Raw genomic sequence first — 16,974 nt, forward strand, 5'->3', positions numbered from 1 at the left:
TGCGCACGCTACCTGGCGATCAGGCCTTGAGCTGCCCTGATAGGACATGTGCCTTTTCCAGGAGCAGCGTGCCCAACTCGCGGTGGCGCGGCTCCCGGAACCTGGTCTCCACACCCGTCAGACTCAAAGCCCATGCGGGTCTTGCATTTCGGTCGAACACGGCCGCCCCGATACCCCAGCTCCCCTCCACGATCAACGCCGGGTTCACGGCATAGCCCGTGGCCCGGGTCGACTCCAGCCGACGCCGCAGCGCCTGCTCGGAATGGCTCTCACCCCATCTGGGTGTGAGGTCCACCCGGCCCAGGTACTCGTCGACTTCGCGCTCTGGGAGGTGACTCAGGATGGCGAGCCCCGCCGAGGCCACGCCCAGCGGGAACCGGATTCCCACGTGCAGCACATGCGACCGCAGGGGAAAGCTGCCCTCCTCGCTCAACACGCACACCGTCTCGTCTCCGCGGCGGGCGGACAGGAACGCACTCTCCCCCGTCTCGCGTGCGAGTTGGGTGACCACATCGCGGGCCTGCTCGATGATGTCGTACCGATTCGCCGCTCCGGCGCCCAGGAGGTAAAGCTCCGGACCCAACGTCCATCGGCCGGTCGCCAGATCCCGGTCGATCAGGCCCTCGTCGGCCAGGGACGCGAGCAGCCGGTGGGCGGTCGGACGAGCCAGACCTGCCGCTTTGGCGAGCTCCGTGGTCGACGCGCCGGTCGGCTCGGCGGCGCCGACCACCCGTAACAGCCTTCCGACACGCGCCACCACCTGGGATGTCTGCACAGTCGCCGGCACAGCACCGATGGTAGGCGTTCACATATTGGACGCAGGCGGCGGGTTCGACCATCCCGCGAACACTTTCTGTGTCATCGCGTCCATCACTTGATCGCCGAACCGGCCAAGTTGTTCACTTGACCCCACATCGCCGGCGTTTGCAGAGTGGACATCTGCGCCGAGACACGGATCAGGAGATTGAATGACTTCGAAGGTGTACCCGTCGGCCGCCGCGGCGGTTGCCGACATCGGAGACGGCGCCACGTTGGCGGTGGGTGGTTTCGGGCTGTGCGGCATACCCGACGCACTGATCCAGGCCCTCGCGGACCGGTCGACGACCGACCTGGAGGTCTTCTCGAACAACTGCGGCGTCGACGGCGTGGGCCTGGGCGTGCTGCTGGGGCTGGGCCGCATCCGTCGCGTCACGGCCTCCTACGTCGGCGAGAACAAGGAGTTCGCCCGGCAGTACCTGGCCGGTGAACTGGAGGTCGAGCTGACTCCGCAGGGCACGCTCGCCGAGCGCCTCCGCGCCGGCGGCGCCGGAATCCCGGCGTTCTACACCCCCGCCGGCGTGGGCAGCCCGGTGTCCGACGGCGGGCTGCCGTGGCGTTACGCCGCCGACGGCTCCGTGGCCGTGGCCTCCCCACCCAAGGAGACGCGAGTCTTCAACGGCAAGCGCTACGTGCTGGAAGAGGGGATCAACGCCGACTTCGCGCTGGTGCATGCCGAAGTCGGCGACACCGACGGCAATCTGGTGTTCAACAAGACCGCCATGAACTTCAACCCGCTGGCCGCAATGGCCGGTCGGATCACCATCGCCCAGGTGGAGAGGCTCGTCGAGCCGGGCCAGATCGACCCGGGAGCCGTACATCTACCCAGTGTGTTCGTTCAGCGCATCGTGCACACCGGCCCGCAGGACAAGAAGATCGAGAAGAGGACCGTCAGTGCGGCAGAGGGAGCAGGACGATGAGTGAACAGCCGACGGTGACGGGATGGAACCGCAATGAGATGGCCGCGCGCGCGGCCGCGGAGATGCGCGATGGCGAGTACGTCAATCTCGGCATCGGCCTGCCGACGCTGATTCCCGGGTACCTCAGTTCCGATGTGCGCGTCACGCTGCATTCCGAGAACGGCATCCTGGGGACTGGCCCGTACCCCACCGATGACGCGGTGGACGCCGATCTCATCAACGCGGGCAAGGAGACCGTCACGGTCAATCCCGGTGCGGCATACTTCGATTCGGCGCTGTCCTTCGGCATGATCCGCGGCGGCCACATCGACACCGCGGTGCTCGGCGGCATGGAGGTCTCCCGAACCGGCGACCTGGCCAACTGGATGGTGCCCGGCAAGATGGTCAAGGGCATGGGCGGGGCCATGGATCTGGTCCACGGCGCCGCGCGGGTGATTGTGCTGATGGAACACACCGATCGGGCCGGCAACCCGAAGATCGTCGACGTGTGCAGCCTGCCGCTGACAGGTCAGGGCGTCGTCCACCGGATCATCACGAACCTGGCGGTCATCGACGTCGTCGGCGACGGCACACTGCTTCTGCGCGAACTCGCCCCCGGCGTGTCGGCCGACGACGTGATCGCGGCCACCGGCGCCGAACTCACCCTCGCGCTGGACTGACGGTCTGGCGCGGGCTCACTCAGGAGTCCGCGCCAGCCTCCAAGGTGTGCGCGGCCTCCATCAGCATCCAACCCGACAACTGCACCGACAGATCGCGTTCGGGCACCGACGAGGCGTTCACGGCGCCCTGCACGAACTGGGCCTCCTCGCCGGCACTGGTGGGGGCGGACGGGATCACTGCGGTGCGATCCCAGAACGGCCCGAACAGTGGCAGGCCGTCGACGGTCTGCCGGTGATCCCACGCAGAGGTCGCCGAGGCCAGCACGATTCGGCGGGCGGTATCCCGCGCGTTCTCCGAATCCTGTTCGGCGCCAGGCAGTTCGGTGGCCGCCAGGGCGAGGTAGCGTGCGGTGATCCCGAAGAAGAGCCCGCCGTCCCCACCGCCGGCACCCTTGAGCACGCCGTCGGGAGCCATGTGCTCGGCGATCGCGGCGACCAGACGCGCCGCCCGCTGACCGTGTCGCTCGTCCTTGGTCCGCACCGCGAGTTCGGTTTCCAGGCCCACGACCACGCCCTGGCAGTAGGTGTACTGCGCCCGAACCAGCGATCCGGCCTTGATCCCGTCGAAGACCAGATGCGTCTCGGGGTCGATCAGCGTCTCGTCGATCCAGTCGGCCATCTGCTGCGCACGCCGCAACCGGTCCCCGTACCGCGCCAGGAAGATTCCGGCTGGGCCGTTGGCCGGCGCGTTGAAGAACTGGTCCTGTTTGCGCCACGGGATGCCGCCGCCGTCCTCGGGCACCCATGAGGTGACGAACTGGTCGGACAGCCGATCCAGGGCGCGGTGCTTGTCCACGCCCACGTGCCTGCCCGCGCGTTCGAGGGCGAGGCCGAGCCAGGCCATGTCGTCGTAGTAGCTGTTGACCCACCGGCCGTTGTTGCGGATCTGGTGGCCCCGGACCTGGCGGCGGATCGATTCGACGCGCTCGGGCTTCGGGTCACGCACCTGCGCATCGACCAGGCAGTCCAGCAGGTGGGCTTGCCACCAGTAGTGCCAGGTCTTGAATTTTCGGTCGCTGCCCGTGGGCGGCCACGCGACCACCCCCAACTGCGTGCCCGGCAGACCCCACAGCTTCTTGAGATGACGCTTGGCGATGGCAGCCTCCGCCGAGGCCGCCCGATTGGCCCATACCCGATCCATGCAAGGCATCCTGCCCTACCAGGCGTGGCTGAGGTCACCCCATTGGGTCAACCAGGTGTGCATCGCGATCCCCGCGGCCACCGATGCGTTGATGCTGCGCGTCGAACCGAACTGCGCGATCGAGACGATCATGGCGGCGCCCGCGGCCGCCTCGGCCGAGATACCCGGCCCCTCCTGGCCGAACACCATGAGGCAGTCCCGCGGCAACTGGGTCTCCTCGAGTCGCACCGCGCCCGGGACGTTGTCGACGGCCACCACCGAAAGCCCAGTGGCGCCTGCGAACTCGAGAAGCTCCGCGGTGGTGTCGTGATGCTGCAGCCGCTGGTAGCGGTCGGTCACCATGGCGCCGCGGCGGTTCCACCGGCGGCGTCCGACGATGTGCACGGTGTCGACGGCGAATGCGTTGGCGGTGCGCACCACACCGCCGATGTTGGCGTCGCTGCCGAAGTTCTCGATCGCGATGTGCAGTCGGTGCCTGCGGGTGTCGATGTCGGCGATGATCGCCTCACGCGTCCAGTATCGGTAGGCGTCGACGACGTTACGGGCATCGCCGTCACGCAGCAGTTCCGGGTCATACCGCGGGTCGTCAGGCGATGCCGTGCCGTGCTCGTCGGCCCACGGTCCGACGCCGTTGGTCCCAGTTCCCCATTCGGTCGGGCCCGGCGCGGTCACGGGGCGCCCGTCTCGGAGCTGAGATCCTCCGCCGCAGCAGTCCACAGCGCGGCATGGGTGCCGACGACCGAGACTGTCGCGTAGAGCACCGCGGCGTTGATCTCACCCTGGGTGCACAGCGATGCGTCGACGCGCACGGAGTCCAGTGAGGAGTCCGGCAGCACCAGAACCGAGGCGCCGTAGGTCGAGCACGCCGCACTCAATCCGGGCGGAGGCAGCGTCGGTGCGACCACGACCATCATCGGACCGCCACGCTGCGCCGAGTCGTCTCGATACCGCTCGGCGATGCCGCTGATCTGCAGGCCGAGAAGCATGTAGCCCCGGCCCTCGAACGCGGTCGGATCGCCGAGGGCGGCCGGGGTCAGGGGTTCACCGTCGGCGCGCCATGCCTCGGCGCTGGTGGTACGCAGCACCAGACCGGTGTCGGCGCCGTTCGTCTCGGGCAGGCCGACCGGGAACGCCGCGGGATACGCGACCACCGTGGAGGGGATGCGGTCCCGCGGTGAGTAGACGTGGACCCCGCGCACCTGCGATCTGTCCCGGATGGGGCCCAGGCACACCGTGCCTGACACCCGGCCGCCCTCCCGCGCCGCCAGGGGCGACAGATCGGAGCCCTGGACCCGCTGACAACTGCCGATCCCCGTCGCCTCGATCGGGTGCAGCAGCGCGCCGTAGAGGCCGAAGCGGAGGTCCTCCGGCTTGGCGTGCGGGGCGCCCGGATCGGAGGGCGCGGCGTCGACGTCGACGAGCACGTAGTCGGCCGCGAATCGCAGGTTGGCCACCAGGACGTTCCACCCGAGGACGGTCTGGGATTCACCTACGCGTGCGGTCGGGGCGCCGTAGGTCTGCGCGGTGTCACCGTCGTCGGCCGAGCACCCGGACAGGACCAGGGCCACCACCGTGAGGCCCACCAAGGGCGTCCGCAGCGTGGCCGCGAGGCGACCCCGGAACCTCCGTATGGTTTGCACCCTCGACTCCAGCGACTTCGTGTTGCACCTCGATCTGCTCCGCGGCAGACTCCCGATGCACTGTAGACGCAACCGTCTCATGGGCCACGAACGCGCAGAGCCAGCAAACACCGAGACGGTATTGGCCCGGACTCTGCGACAGGCGCCCCAGGCCGGTGTCGACGCCGCGGCCGACAGCCCGGGCGCCGCACGCGTCCCGGCTGCCGGGAGTGTGATCCGAACCACCACTTCACATGTGGGACAGTCGTCCCACATGTGCGAGCGCAGGGTTCGCTGATCGAAATCTACGGGTCCTTGCAGATTTCGCAAATTTTGACGCGGCCTTGAATCGTTGCTCAAAGAGTGACCTGGGTACGCATTCCGCAGCCGTGTGCGATTGCTCGCGTCAATTTTGGGTAACGATCTGGACGCGCGCCAGCAGCGAATACCCCCCAATTACGCCCTGAACAGCGGGAATAGTCCGACTTATGCCAGGGATCGCGCGATAATTGGAGGTGCTTATTAGCACGTTGGGGGGGCGCGCAAAGAAACCGTCAGCTCGACACAACCTCAGTGTGGGGCTGACCCTACGACAGGAAACAAGTGAATCTTCGCCAAGTCGAATTCCCCGCACATGTTCTTCGCCTTGACGCCAGCACCCAATGGTGGGATGCCGACACCGAGTGCACACTGCTGCTCGCCCGGCCCCAAGACGAACCTGAATTATGGAACGAGTACCTCGCTGGCGCAGAGCGCAGCTACTGCAAGCACGGTGTCGAGTGCGCACTCGACCTGGACGAGATTCGAGACGGTTCAGACACCGTCCTATTCTTCGTCGCCATCGACGATACCGGCCGGATCGTCTCCGGCGTCCGGGCCAAGGGGCCGCTGCGCAATGCCGACGACTCCCATGCCGTCGTGGAGTGGGACGGCCAGCCCGGCCTGGAGACGGTCCGCAAGATGATCGACGACCGCGCCCCCTTCGGAATCCTCGAGATGAAGACGGCCTGGGTCGCCGACGACCCCAACCGGGCCCGCAGCCTGACGAAGGTCATCGCCCGGTCGGGATTCCATGCCATGGCGATGATGGACATCCAGTTCTGCATGGCCACCGCCGGTGAGTACATCCTTGACCGCTGGAGGTCCTCCGGCGGCGTGGTGGCCGCGCACATCCCGCCGACGCCATATCCCGACGAGCGGTACAAGACGAAGATGATGTGGTGGGACCGCCGCACCTTCACCCAGCACGCCGAGCCTGAGCAGCTTGCGAAGATCCTTCGCGAAACCGCGATGCTTCGGGAGGCCACGGGCCGCGAAGGAGCCCTGGCATGACCGCGATCCTGCCCCAGCCCGTCACCACGCGCCGCGCACCCGTCACCACGCGCCGCGCGCCCGTCGCCGCGCCCACCGTCGAGACGCTGCCCGAGGCTCCGCTGAACCCACTGCCCTATCGCCAGCGGTTGGCGGCCGTGAAGTCGTATCACACGGGCACCGAACTGCTCCGCGACGCGGGCGGGCCCGTGACCAAGATCGTGCTGGGCCCGCGCTGGCTCATGCCGCCGATCGTGCTGGCCACCTCGCCGCAGGCCATCCGTGACGTGCTCGCGGTGCGGGACGGCACGGTCGACAAGATGTCGCCGGTGTTCGCCGAACTGCGGGCTGTGCTCGGCGAGAACCTTGTCGACCTGCCACACGACCGCTGGCTGCCCCGGCGTCGCACGATCCAGCCCGTGTTCACCAAGGCGCGCATCAGTGCCCTGTGCGGACACGTGACGGCCGCGGCGTCCTCAGTCGGCCGACAGTGGGAGGACGGCTCGGAGATCGACCTCGGACAGGAGTGCCGCAAGCTGACGCTGCGCACGCTCGGCAAGTCGGTGTTCGGACTGGATCTCGACGATCAGGCCGAGCGCATCGAGGAGCCCCTGCAGGTCGCGATGACGCACGCCGTGCGGCGGGCCCTGAGGCCACTGCGCGCACCGGCCTGGCTGCCCACCCCGGCGCGGCGCCGCGCTCGCCAGGCGAGCGCGGAACTGCACCGGTTGGCCGACGACATCCTGCAGGCCTGCCGCGCAGACCCCAACCGGGACGCACCCCTGGTGCAGGCACTGCTGGCGGCGACCGACCCCGAGACGGGGCGCGGGCTCACCGACCGCGAGATCCGCGACGAGCTGATCATCTTCCTGTTCGCGGGTCACGACACCGTCGCGACGACGATCACGTACGCGCTGTGGCAGCTGGGCCGCCACCTGGCCGTCCAGGACCAGGTGGCCGCCGAGGTCGCGGCGCTGGGTGATCACGAGCTCACCTCGGCGGACCTGCCCGCGCTCGAGTACACCTCGCAGGTCGTCAAGGAGGCGCTGCGGCTGTGCCCGCCCGCGCCGACCGGAACCCGCACCGCCACCCGTGATCTCGAAGTCGGCGGGTATCGTGTTCCCGCGGGCACCACGCTGGCGTTCGGTCGCATGGCGGTGCAACGGGATCCCGCGCTCTGGGACAACCCACTGGCATTCGACCCCAGCCGATTCAGCAGCAGCCGATCGGCGGGCCGGGACAGGTGGCAGTACCTGCCGTTCGGCGGCGGAGCGCGCTCGTGCATCGGCGACCACTTCGCGATGATGGAGGCCACGCTGGCGTTGGCAACTCTGCTCCGGGAGGTCGAAATCCACTCAACCGACGAGACATTCCCGCTCGCGGTGCATTTCACCCTGGTCGCCGACGGCCCGGTGCGGGCACGCGTGCGGCGGCGCCCATGACGGAGTCCGAGGTCGTCGCGTGGCGTCCGATCGTGCTCGATGAGCATGTGGCACAGGACAGTCAAAGGCTGGCCGAACTGCGCGACGACCCACGGGTGGAATTCGTCGACCACACGGCGGCACAACGGGCAGGCTTGGCCGAACTGCGCCCGGCCGTGCCCGCCGAGGTGCTCGCCGAACCGATCCGCTGGGTGCACTACCCGTGGCGACGCAGTGTCGTTGCGGTGCTGGGACCACGTGGTTTTCGCGCGTTGCGGCTCGACCGCAACCGCAACCTGATCACGTCCGCCGAGCAGGATCTGCTCAGCACGCTCACGGTCGCGGTGGCCGGGCTGTCGGTCGGTCACGTCATCGCGCACACCCTGGCGGCCCAAGGGCTGTGCGGTGGGCTGCGATTGGCCGACTTCGACGAGATGGAACTGTCGAATCTGAACCGGGTTCCGGCCACGGTGCTGGACCTCGGCGTCAACAAGGCGGTCGTGACCGCGCGCCGCATCGCCGAACTCGACCCCTATCTGGTCATCGACGTACAACCCCGAGGCGTGACCGCCGACACCGTCGAGGACTTCCTCGACGGTGTCGATGTCGTGGTGGAGGAGTGTGATTCGCTCGACATCAAGGCCGTCGTGCGCGAGGTGGCTCGACGCCGAAGGCTTCCGGTCGTGATGGCGACCAGCGACCGCGGGTTGATCGACATCGAGCGGTTCGACCTCGATCCGGAGCGCCCGATCCTGCACGGACTGCTGGGCTCCGTCGATTCCGAACTGCTGGCTGGGATGTCGGCGCGCGACAAGATCCCGCACATGCTCGGACATCTCGACGTGCCACGCGCCTCCCCGCGTGCCGCCGCGTCGATGGTCGAGGTGGGCCGCACCCTGACCACGTGGCCCCAACTCGCCGGCGATGTCGTGCTCGGGGCCACCACGATCGCCGAGGCCGTGCGCCGGATCGGGCTCGCCGAGCCCCTGCCCTCTGGCCGCAGCAGGATCGACGTGGCGGGCGCGCTCGACAACCTCGAGGACCCCCTGTCCGCAGCGGCGCCCACGCCGGTCGACGACATCGCGACGGACCCCGGGACACAGCAACCCGATGTCGCCGTCCTGATCGCCGAGGCCGCCAACCTGGCGCCGTCAGGAGGCAACGCCCAGCCATGGCACATTGCTGCACGACCGGATTCGGTCACCGTGCGGTTGGCCCCCGAGTACGCCTCGAGCATCAACGTGGACTCGCGCGGCAGCGCCGTCGCGGTGGGCGCGGCGATGTTCAACGCACGCATCGCCGCCGCGACGCATCACGTGCTGGGTCCGGTGACCTGGCGGCAGGACGACCAGAGCCCACTGGTGGCGACCCTGCGACTGGGCACTGAATCCAACCCCGCGTTGGCGGCGCTGTACGAGACGATGCGCAGCCGAGAGACCAACCGGCACCGTGGGTCCGGGAAGGCGCTCGACGACGACACCGGCGCAGCCCTGGAGCGTGCGGCAGAGTCCGAGGGCGGCCGGCTTCGGCTCGTCACCGGCGACGACGAGACGATGGCGCTCACCCGGATCCTCGCCGCGACCGACCGCATCCGGTACCTGACACCGCTGCTGCACGAGGAGATGATCGGCGAACTGCGCTGGCCCGGTGATCCGGACCCGGACTCCGGCATCGACGTCCTCACGCTGGGTCTCGACGAGAGCGACCTCGCGGTGTTGGATGTGCTCCGCAGACCCGATGTGATGGCACACCTGGCCCAGTGGGACGCCGGATCCGCGCTGGGCGACGACGTCGCCGAACGGGTGCGGTCCAGTTCGGCCCTGGGCCTCGTCTCCGTCGAGGGGCGGACGCTGCTCGACTACGCCCGGGGCGGTGCCGCCACCGAGGCCGTCTGGATCGCGGCGGCCCAGCACGGGCTTGCCGTGCAGCCCATCTCTCCGGTGTTCCTGCATGCGCACACCGCCGACGAACTTCGGATGCTCTCGCCTGCCTTCGCCTCCGACCTCGAACAACTGTCGGCGGAGTTCCGCTCGTGCGTCGGCGTCGGGCCTGACGACGGCCTGGCGCTGCTGCTGCGGTTCTCCTATGCCCCGGCGACCACCCTGCGCAGCAGGCGGCGCAGACTGGCGAGATCACCTCAGAATCAAGACAATGGATGACAGGCATCGAACCGACTCAGGGGGCAACAAGCTGTGACGCGAAGTCTCGACCTCGTCGTCACCGCCGTCGCCACTCAGCTGATGGCAGCCAATGCCGCCAACGCGGCCGAGGTCAGCGAGCGCATCCTGGCCGATCTGGTGGCCTATTTCGATGTGGACGTGAGCTTTCTGCGCCACAACGACCATGAGATCCACGCGTCCATCCTGGTCGCCGAGTGGCCTCCTCGGCCCTTCGTCCCTGACCCGGACCCGCTGCGGGTGATCTACTTCGCGGACGCCGATCCGGTGTTCAAGATCTCCGAGCACAGCAAGAAGCCGCAGGTTTTCCGGCCCGAACCCGCCACCGACGAGTACCGCCAGACCATCGAGGGCGGCGGTGGCGTACCCGACATCTCGATGGCAGCGGCGCCGCTGGTTTCGGGCGACGTCACCACCGGCGTGCTGGGATTCGTCAAGTTCGGCGATCGCGAATGGCTGCAGGCCGAACTCAACGCCCTGGAGGCCATCGGATCGCTGTTCGCCCAGTTGCAGGGGCGCATCCTGGCTGAGGAGCAGTTGCGCTACCTCGCCGAGCACGATGACCTGACCGGCGTGTACAACCGGCGTGCCCTGGTGGCGCACCTCGAGGAGCGGTTGGGCCCCGACCACTCGGGCCCGGTGACCGTGCTGTTCCTCGACCTCGACCGACTCAAGGCCGTCAACGACTATCTCGGCCACAATGCCGGTGACCGGTTCATCCGGGTGTTCGCCGAGCGACTGCGCACCAAAACCGCCGACGACTGCCTGATCGCACGCCTCGGCGGCGACGAGTTCGTGGTGGTCCCCGACAGCTCGATGGACACCACCGAGGCCGAGGCGCTGGGCCAGAGACTGCAGTCCGCGCTGCGCGAGCGCGTGTCGATCGACGGCGAGATGCTCACCCGCACCGTCAGTGTCGGTGTGGCACTGGGACATCCGGGCGTGGACTCCGCATCGGACCTCCTGCGCAAGGCAGATCAGGCCGTGCTCGAGGCGAAAGACGCCGGCGGCAACAAGATTGCGGTGTTCTCCGAGGATCTGTCCATTCGGACGGCCTTCCGCAACGACATCGAACTCCACCTGCAGGGTGTCATCGAGAGCGGCGCCCTGGTCCTGCACTATCTGCCCGAAATCGACGTGTGCACAGGCGATGTGCTGGCCACCGAGGCGCTGGTGCGCTGGCAGCATCCAACCCGGGGACTGCTGTTCCCCGATTCGTTCATCGGCGTGGCCGAGTCGATCAACCTCGCAGGCGAACTCGGCCGCTGGGTGATGCGCACGGCCTGCGCGGAGTTCGGACGCTGGCGCTCAAAGGGCGTGGGGCTCAATGCGGTGCTGCGCGTGAACGTCTCCCCCGTGCAGTTGGTCGCCGAGGGATTCGCCGACACGGTCGGGGAGATCCTGCGGGAGTTCGACCTCTCGGGCGACTCGGTGTGCCTGGAGATCACCGAGAGCCTCGTGGTGCAGGACATCGAGACCGCACGCATCACGCTGGCCGCACTCAAGGCCGTGGGCGTGCAGATCGCCATCGACGACTTCGGTACCGGTTACAGCGTGCTGTCACACCTGAAGTCACTGCCCGTCGACACCGTCAAGATCGACAAGAGCTTTGTGCGTGAACTCGGTTCCAACGCAGGCGATCTGGCGATCGTGCGGGCCATCATCGCGCTCGCCGAGGCCTTCGGTCTGGGCGTTGTGGCCGAGGGCGTCGAGACCGTCTCCGCGGCGCGGACGCTGGCCGAGCACCGGTGCCACCGCGCGCAGGGCTACCTGCTGTCGCGTCCCCTGGAGGGGGCCGCGATGGAGGCTCTGTTCGCGAAGGGTCGCATCGACCTTCCGTTCGAGGTGGCCGCGCCCGTGTCGGGCTGATCAGTCCCCGGTGACCAGGAGTTCCAGCCGGGCGAATCGACTCGCCGCCATCGTCACGAACGCCAGGTCCACGGTTGCGCCGTCGGGTACGCCCGCGCTGGGCCAGGTCAGGTCTGCGCCATCGTTGAGGGCCAGCACGACACCGTATTTGGCGCGAACGGTGCGTAACCCGTCGGGGGTGTCGAGGACCGCGCCGGTCACCCGTCCGTCGTCGAACACCAGGCCCGCCAAGATGTCCTCTGACGTCGTGGGCGCATCCTCGTCGTCCGCCTGGTCGTCCAGCCACTGCTCGAACGGCGGCAGATCCGCGCCGGCGGTGACCTCGCAGACCGGAATCACTTCGGTCACCCGACCGAACCCGGTGTACCGGGTGGTCATCCGCGGGTCGGCGACTGACGTCGACAGCACCCCACCCGGGGCGGTCACGCACTTCGCCGCCCACGTGCGCAACGACGCCCCCATGAATGTCACTGCGCCCGAGGGGTTCTGATCGGACTGACCGGGCGGGCCGTCGACCTGCCGGACCGGGAGTTCCGGCCCCACACCCTCGGGGGACGGGTCGGCGAGGTCATCGGTGACCGAGCTCAGATAGGTCGCGGTGTCCTCGTCGACGGTGTCGGAGGATGCCGCCAGGCGCACCCGAAGACCCAGTCGGACGGCGGCCAGGGCCGCGGCGGTGGCCACCGCGGAACCCGCGCACACCACGTCGACGACGTCATCCCAGTGCTGGTCGCCCAGTTCGGCGGTCTCGACGGGATCGCGTTTCGCGGGACGCTGCGTGCGCTGCGGCCGTGGCTTGCGACCGTACCGGTCAGCCATCGGCCAGTCCGAGATCAGCCAGGCCGAGCACGCTGCGGTAGGGCAGCCCTTCGGCCTCGATGATCTCGGCGGCTCCGGTGGCACGGTCGACGACGGTTGCCACGCCAACCACTTCGCCGCCACTCTCCCGCACCGCGCGGACCGCGGTCAACGGTGATGCGCCGGTGGTGCTGGTGTCCTCGACCACCAGAACCCGCTGCCCCGCAACGTCGAAACCTTCGATGAGGCGTTGCATGCCATGGGCTTTCGCGGACTTGCGGACCACGAACGCGTTGATGGGCCGGCCGGGTGCGTGCATGATCGCGGTGGCGACTGGGTCCGCGCCCAGGGTCAGACCGCCCGCGGCCGCGTAGTCCCAGTCCGCGGTCAGTTCACGCATCAGCGAGCCGATCAGGCGTGACGCGCGGTGGTGCAGCGTCGCGCGGCGCAGGTCGACGTAGTAGTCGGATTCCTTGCCGGAGGACAGCACGACCTTCCCGCGGACCACGGAGAGCTCGCGCACCAGTGCGGCGAGTTCGGCACGCTCGGGCGCCGAGAGTTCAGGTGTCAGAGTCACAACAGTGCCGGACTATCGCTGATAGTGGGGGGCCTGCCTGCCGTTGCGCGGCGGCGGCATCCGACGGACCGGTTCTGCAGGCCTGCCCGGATCGGGCCGACCGGCGGGGGCGCCTGCACGCGCGGGCGCAGACATCTCCGAGCGTCCGGCGGGCGCCAGCGGCCGACCGGGGGCCGAGGTGCGACGCGGCGCAGCGATGGCCTTCTGCGCGGTCGGGGGCAGCACCCGCAGCAGGTCGTTGAACTGACGGACGGTGCGCAACCCCTCGTCCCACTGCGCGCGGGTGCTGGAGATCGGCATGGCGACCAGGGTCCAGTTCTCCTCGTTCCACATGATCTCCGCGCAGTCCGGCGCGGTGTGGGCGAACGTGACCATCCGGCGGTCGCAGGCGCGCCGTGCGGCGTCGAGGTTGGTGGAGTACACCATGCGCGGTCCGATCGCGCCGAGCAGCCAGATGTCGTTCTCGCGCGGCTCCTTGATGCCCTTGAGGCGCAGGTCGACGACGACGCTGGTGCCGACTTTGCGGTGCAGGGCGATCACGGTGGCGACGTCGTCGAGGTCGAAGACGAAGACGGCCTCACCGCGGATCTGACCGAGCACGACGTTGCGTGCGGTCACGTCGCCGACGGTGGACATCACCCCGCGCTTCCAGCGCTGAAGCACCTCGGTGGACTCCGGCTCGTAGTCGAAGCCGTGGGACCGAGCCCAGGACTTCCGGCGACGGCCGAGCCCTCGACGCCGATCGATGTCGACATAGAGCAGCACAGCCGCACCCACGAAACAGAGTGCGGACAGCGTGAACCAGAGCGGGACCATTGCGCCTAGCCTATCTGCTGAGTGCCCGAAGAGAGAATATCCGCGGGTCACAACCCCGTTAAGAACCCCGCGAGCAGACACAGAATCGCATACCCGAGGGCTCCTCGGCACAATTCTGTGTCTGCTCGGCGGGTGGATCAGCCCAGGATCAGGCTGTCTCCGTCCGGGCTCACGTTCACCGGGACGGTGTCTCCGTCGTGCACCTCACCTGCCAGCAACATCTTGGCGAGCTGGTCGCCGATGGCCTGCTGCACCAGGCGGCGCAGCGGGCGGGCACCGTAGACCGGGTCGAATCCGCGCTGGGCCAGCCACTGCTTGGCGGGCACCGACACCTCCAGCGTGAGCCGGCGCTGCGCCAACCGCTTCTGCAGCTGAGCCAGCTGGATGTCGACGATCTCGACCAACTCCTCGGGCTTGAGCCCCTCGAAGATGAGCACGTCGTCCAGGCGGTTGATGAACTCGGGCTTGAACGCCGAGCGCACCGCCGCCATGACCTGCTCCTCGTTGCCACCCGACCCCAGGTTCGAGGTCAGGATCAGGATCGTGTTGCGGAAGTCGACCGTGCGTCCCTGACCGTCGGTCAGCCGACCCTCGTCGAGCACCTGCAACAGCACGTCGAACACATCCGGGTGCGCCTTCTCGACCTCGTCGAACAGCACCACGGTGTACGGCCGACGCCGCACCGACTCGGTGAGCTGACCGCCCTGGTCGTAGCCGATGTATCCGGGCGGGGCGCCGACCAGTCGGGCCACCGAGTGCTTCTCGCCGTACTCGCTCATGTCGATGCGGGTCATGGCGCGCTCGTCGTCGAACAGGAAGTCCGCGAGCGCCTTGGCCAGCTCGGTCTTACCCACGCCGGTCGGGCCGAGGAACAGGAACGAGCCCGTCGGGCGGTTCGGGTCGGCCACGCCGGCCCGGCTGCGGCGCACCGCATCCGAGACCGCGGTGACGGCCTTCTTCTGCCCGACGACCCTGCGGCCCAGCTCCTCCTCCATGCGCAGGAGCTTGGCGGTCTCACCCTCCATCAGGCGTCCGGCCGGGATGCCGGTCCATGCCGCGACCACGTCGGCGACGTCGTCGGGTCCGACCTCCTCCTTGAGCATCTGATTTTCCTGGGCTCTCGCGGTCGGTTCCGCGGCGTCGAGCTTCTTCTCGACCTCCGGGATCCGGCCGTAGCGCAGCTCGGCGGCCTTGGCCAGGTCACCGTCGCGTTCGGCGCGGTCGGCCTCGCCGCGCAGCGTCTCGAGCTGTTCCTTGAGGCCGCGGACGATATCGATCGCGTTCTTCTCGTTCTGCCACCGCGTGGTCAGCTCGGACAACTGCTCCTTCTTGTCGGCCAGTTCGGAGCGCAGTTTCTCCAGGCGCTCCTTGGAGGCGTCGTCCTCCTCCTTGGCCAGTGCCATCTCCTCGATCTCCAGGCGCCGCACGACACGTTCGACCTCGTCGATCTCGACGGGCCGCGAGTCGATCTCCATCCGCAGCCGGGATGCGGCCTCATCGACCAGGTCGATGGCCTTGTCCGGCAGGAAGCGGCTGGTGATGTAGCGGTCGCTCAGGGTGGCGGCGGCCACCAGCGCGGAGTCCGTGATCCGCACACCGTGGTGCACCTCGTAGCGCTCCTTGAGGCCACGCAGGATGCCGACCGTGTCCTCGACCGAGGGCTCGCCGACCAGCACCTGCTGGAACCGGCGTTCCAACGCCGCGTCCTTCTCGATGTACTTGCGGTACTCGTCGAGCGTGGTGGCACCGACCAGACGCAGTTCACCGCGGGCCAGCATGGGCTTGATCATGTTGCCCGCGTCCATCGCGCCCTCACCGGTGGCACCGGCGCCGACGATCGTGTGCAGTTCGTCGATGAACGTGATGACCTGACCGGCCGAGTTCTTGATGTCGTCGAGGACGGCCTTGAGGCGCTCCTCGAACTCGCCGCGGTACTTCGCACCGGCCACCATGGAACCGAGGTCCAGGCTGATGACGGTCTTGTCGCGCAGGCTCTCCGGCACGTCCCCGGCCACGATGCGCTGCGCCAGGCCCTCGACGATGGCGGTCTTGCCGACGCCGGGTTCGCCGATGAGCACCGGGTTGTTCTTGGTGCGACGGCTCAGCACCTGGATCACGCGACGGATCTCGGTGTCACGCCCGATCACCGGGTCGAGCTTGCCCTCCCGCGCGCGCGCGGTCAGATCGGTCGAGTACTTCTCCAGCGCCTGATAGGTGCCCTCGGGATCGGCGCTCGTGACGCGCGCACTTCCGCGGACCTTGACGAACGCCTCGCGCAACGCCTCGGGTGAGGCGCCGTGGCCGGTCAGCAGCTTGGCCACCTCGCCACTGCCCGTGGCCAGGCCGACCAGCAGGTGCTCGGTCGAGACGTACTCGTCGTCCATCTCGGTGGCCAGATGCGTCGCGGCCGTGATCGCCGAGATCGAGTCGGGTGCCAACTGCGGTGTGGAGTTGGCGCCGGTGGCGCTGGGGAGCCTGTCGAGCAGGCGCTGCGCCTCGGTGCGGATGGTCGCGGGCTCGACTCCAACCGCCTCCAGCAGTGGAGCGGCGATGCCGTCATTCTGAGTCAGCAGTGCCATCAACAGGTGGGCCGGGGCGATCTGCGGGTTACCGGCGACCGTGGCCGCCTGCAACGCAGACGTCAACGCCGCCTGGGTCTTCGTGGTGGGGTTGAACGAGTCCACGACACCTCCATTTCTTTCATGCGAGGAGCCGGTATGCGGCTCCGTTAAATGCTTGTCCCCTTTGTCAACGCCGTCAAGGGTTGAGTCTGTTCCGCTCAACTTTAACTTCTTCGCCAGCAGTTCTACGGCACCCGTTCCGGCGCGCCGTCACCAGCGCGACCAGTGC

14 protein-coding genes are annotated in these 16,974 nt (G+C 68.4%); 6 read left to right on the top strand and 8 right to left on the bottom strand.

Annotated elements, in window-relative coordinates:
* Nucleotides 1-19: 19 nt before the first annotated feature.
* Entirely contained in the window at nucleotides 20-787 is a 768-nt protein-coding gene (locus tag G6N34_RS20810; protein ID WP_085151661.1) for an IclR family transcriptional regulator, read from the bottom strand.
* A 181-nt stretch (nucleotides 788-968) separates the two neighbouring features.
* On the opposite strand from G6N34_RS20810, the gene G6N34_RS20815 reads away from it, so the two are divergent.
* Together G6N34_RS20815 and G6N34_RS20820 are read left to right on the top strand one after the other, a co-directional pair.
* Nucleotides 969-1,736: a CoA transferase subunit A gene (locus tag G6N34_RS20815; RefSeq protein ID WP_179965786.1), complete on the top strand. Its 768-nt coding sequence runs from the start codon at nucleotides 969-971 to the stop codon at nucleotides 1,734-1,736.
* Nucleotides 1,733-2,395, top strand: coding sequence for a 3-oxoacid CoA-transferase subunit B (locus tag G6N34_RS20820; RefSeq protein WP_085151663.1), 663 nt, complete (start codon nucleotides 1,733-1,735; stop codon nucleotides 2,393-2,395). The genes G6N34_RS20815 and G6N34_RS20820 overlap by 4 nt, the downstream gene beginning before the upstream one ends.
* Nucleotides 2,396-2,414: 19 nt before the next feature.
* Here the strand turns inward: G6N34_RS20820 and G6N34_RS20825 are convergent, their stop codons facing one another.
* The 3 genes from G6N34_RS20825 to G6N34_RS20835 are packed head-to-tail and all read right to left on the bottom strand — an operon-like array spanning nucleotide 2,415 to nucleotide 5,134.
* Nucleotides 2,415-3,536, bottom strand: a complete 1,122-nt coding sequence (locus G6N34_RS20825; protein ID WP_085151664.1) for a glycoside hydrolase family 76 protein — start codon at nucleotides 3,534-3,536, stop codon at nucleotides 2,415-2,417.
* A 15-nt stretch (nucleotides 3,537-3,551) separates the two neighbouring features.
* Entirely contained in the window at nucleotides 3,552-4,208 is a 657-nt protein-coding gene (locus G6N34_RS20830; RefSeq protein WP_085151665.1) for a TrmH family RNA methyltransferase, read from the bottom strand.
* Nucleotides 4,205-5,134 (bottom strand): hypothetical protein, encoded by a 930-nt coding sequence (locus G6N34_RS20835; RefSeq protein ID WP_085151878.1) that lies wholly within the window; start codon nucleotides 5,132-5,134, stop codon nucleotides 4,205-4,207. The genes G6N34_RS20830 and G6N34_RS20835 overlap by 4 nt, the downstream gene beginning before the upstream one ends.
* A gap of 624 nt (nucleotides 5,135-5,758) precedes the next feature.
* On the opposite strand from G6N34_RS20835, the gene G6N34_RS20840 reads away from it, so the two are divergent.
* The 4 genes from G6N34_RS20840 to G6N34_RS20855 all read left to right on the top strand — a co-directional run bounded on the left by G6N34_RS20840 (nucleotide 5,759) and on the right by G6N34_RS20855 (nucleotide 11,933).
* Nucleotides 5,759-6,487, top strand: a complete 729-nt coding sequence (locus G6N34_RS20840) for a hypothetical protein (protein WP_085151666.1) — start codon at nucleotides 5,759-5,761, stop codon at nucleotides 6,485-6,487.
* Nucleotides 6,484-7,908 (top strand): cytochrome P450, encoded by a 1,425-nt coding sequence (locus tag G6N34_RS20845; protein WP_085151667.1) that lies wholly within the window; start codon nucleotides 6,484-6,486, stop codon nucleotides 7,906-7,908. Before G6N34_RS20840 ends, G6N34_RS20845 begins: the two co-directional genes overlap by 4 nt.
* Entirely contained in the window at nucleotides 7,905-10,046 is a 2,142-nt protein-coding gene (locus G6N34_RS20850; RefSeq protein ID WP_085151668.1) for an Rv1355c family protein, read from the top strand. The genes G6N34_RS20845 and G6N34_RS20850 overlap by 4 nt, the downstream gene beginning before the upstream one ends.
* 81 nt (nucleotides 10,047-10,127) lie before the next feature.
* Complete coding sequence (locus G6N34_RS20855; protein ID WP_109788473.1) at nucleotides 10,128-11,933, top strand: bifunctional diguanylate cyclase/phosphodiesterase; 1,806 nt, start codon at nucleotides 10,128-10,130, stop codon at nucleotides 11,931-11,933.
* Here the strand turns inward: G6N34_RS20855 and G6N34_RS20860 are convergent, their stop codons facing one another.
* The 4 genes from G6N34_RS20860 to clpB form a co-directional block, all read right to left on the bottom strand.
* Nucleotides 11,934-12,752, bottom strand: coding sequence for a hypothetical protein (locus G6N34_RS20860; RefSeq protein ID WP_085151670.1), 819 nt, complete (start codon nucleotides 12,750-12,752; stop codon nucleotides 11,934-11,936). It lies immediately after the preceding gene.
* Nucleotides 12,745-13,302: an orotate phosphoribosyltransferase gene (pyrE, locus tag G6N34_RS20865; RefSeq protein WP_109788474.1), complete on the bottom strand. Its 558-nt coding sequence runs from the start codon at nucleotides 13,300-13,302 to the stop codon at nucleotides 12,745-12,747. The genes G6N34_RS20860 and pyrE overlap by 8 nt, the downstream gene beginning before the upstream one ends.
* An 18-nt stretch (nucleotides 13,303-13,320) precedes the next feature.
* Nucleotides 13,321-14,124, bottom strand: a complete 804-nt coding sequence (gene ttfA, locus G6N34_RS20870) for a trehalose monomycolate transport factor TtfA (protein WP_085151672.1) — start codon at nucleotides 14,122-14,124, stop codon at nucleotides 13,321-13,323.
* A 137-nt stretch (nucleotides 14,125-14,261) separates the two neighbouring features.
* A complete protein-coding gene (clpB, locus tag G6N34_RS20875; protein WP_085151673.1) occupies nucleotides 14,262-16,808 on the bottom strand; it encodes an ATP-dependent chaperone ClpB in 2,547 nt (848 codons plus the stop codon).
* Nucleotides 16,809-16,974 lie beyond the last annotated feature (166 nt).

Source organism: Mycolicibacterium confluentis (assembly GCF_010729895.1).
Classification (GTDB): Bacteria; Actinomycetota; Actinomycetes; order Mycobacteriales; family Mycobacteriaceae; genus Mycobacterium; species Mycobacterium confluentis.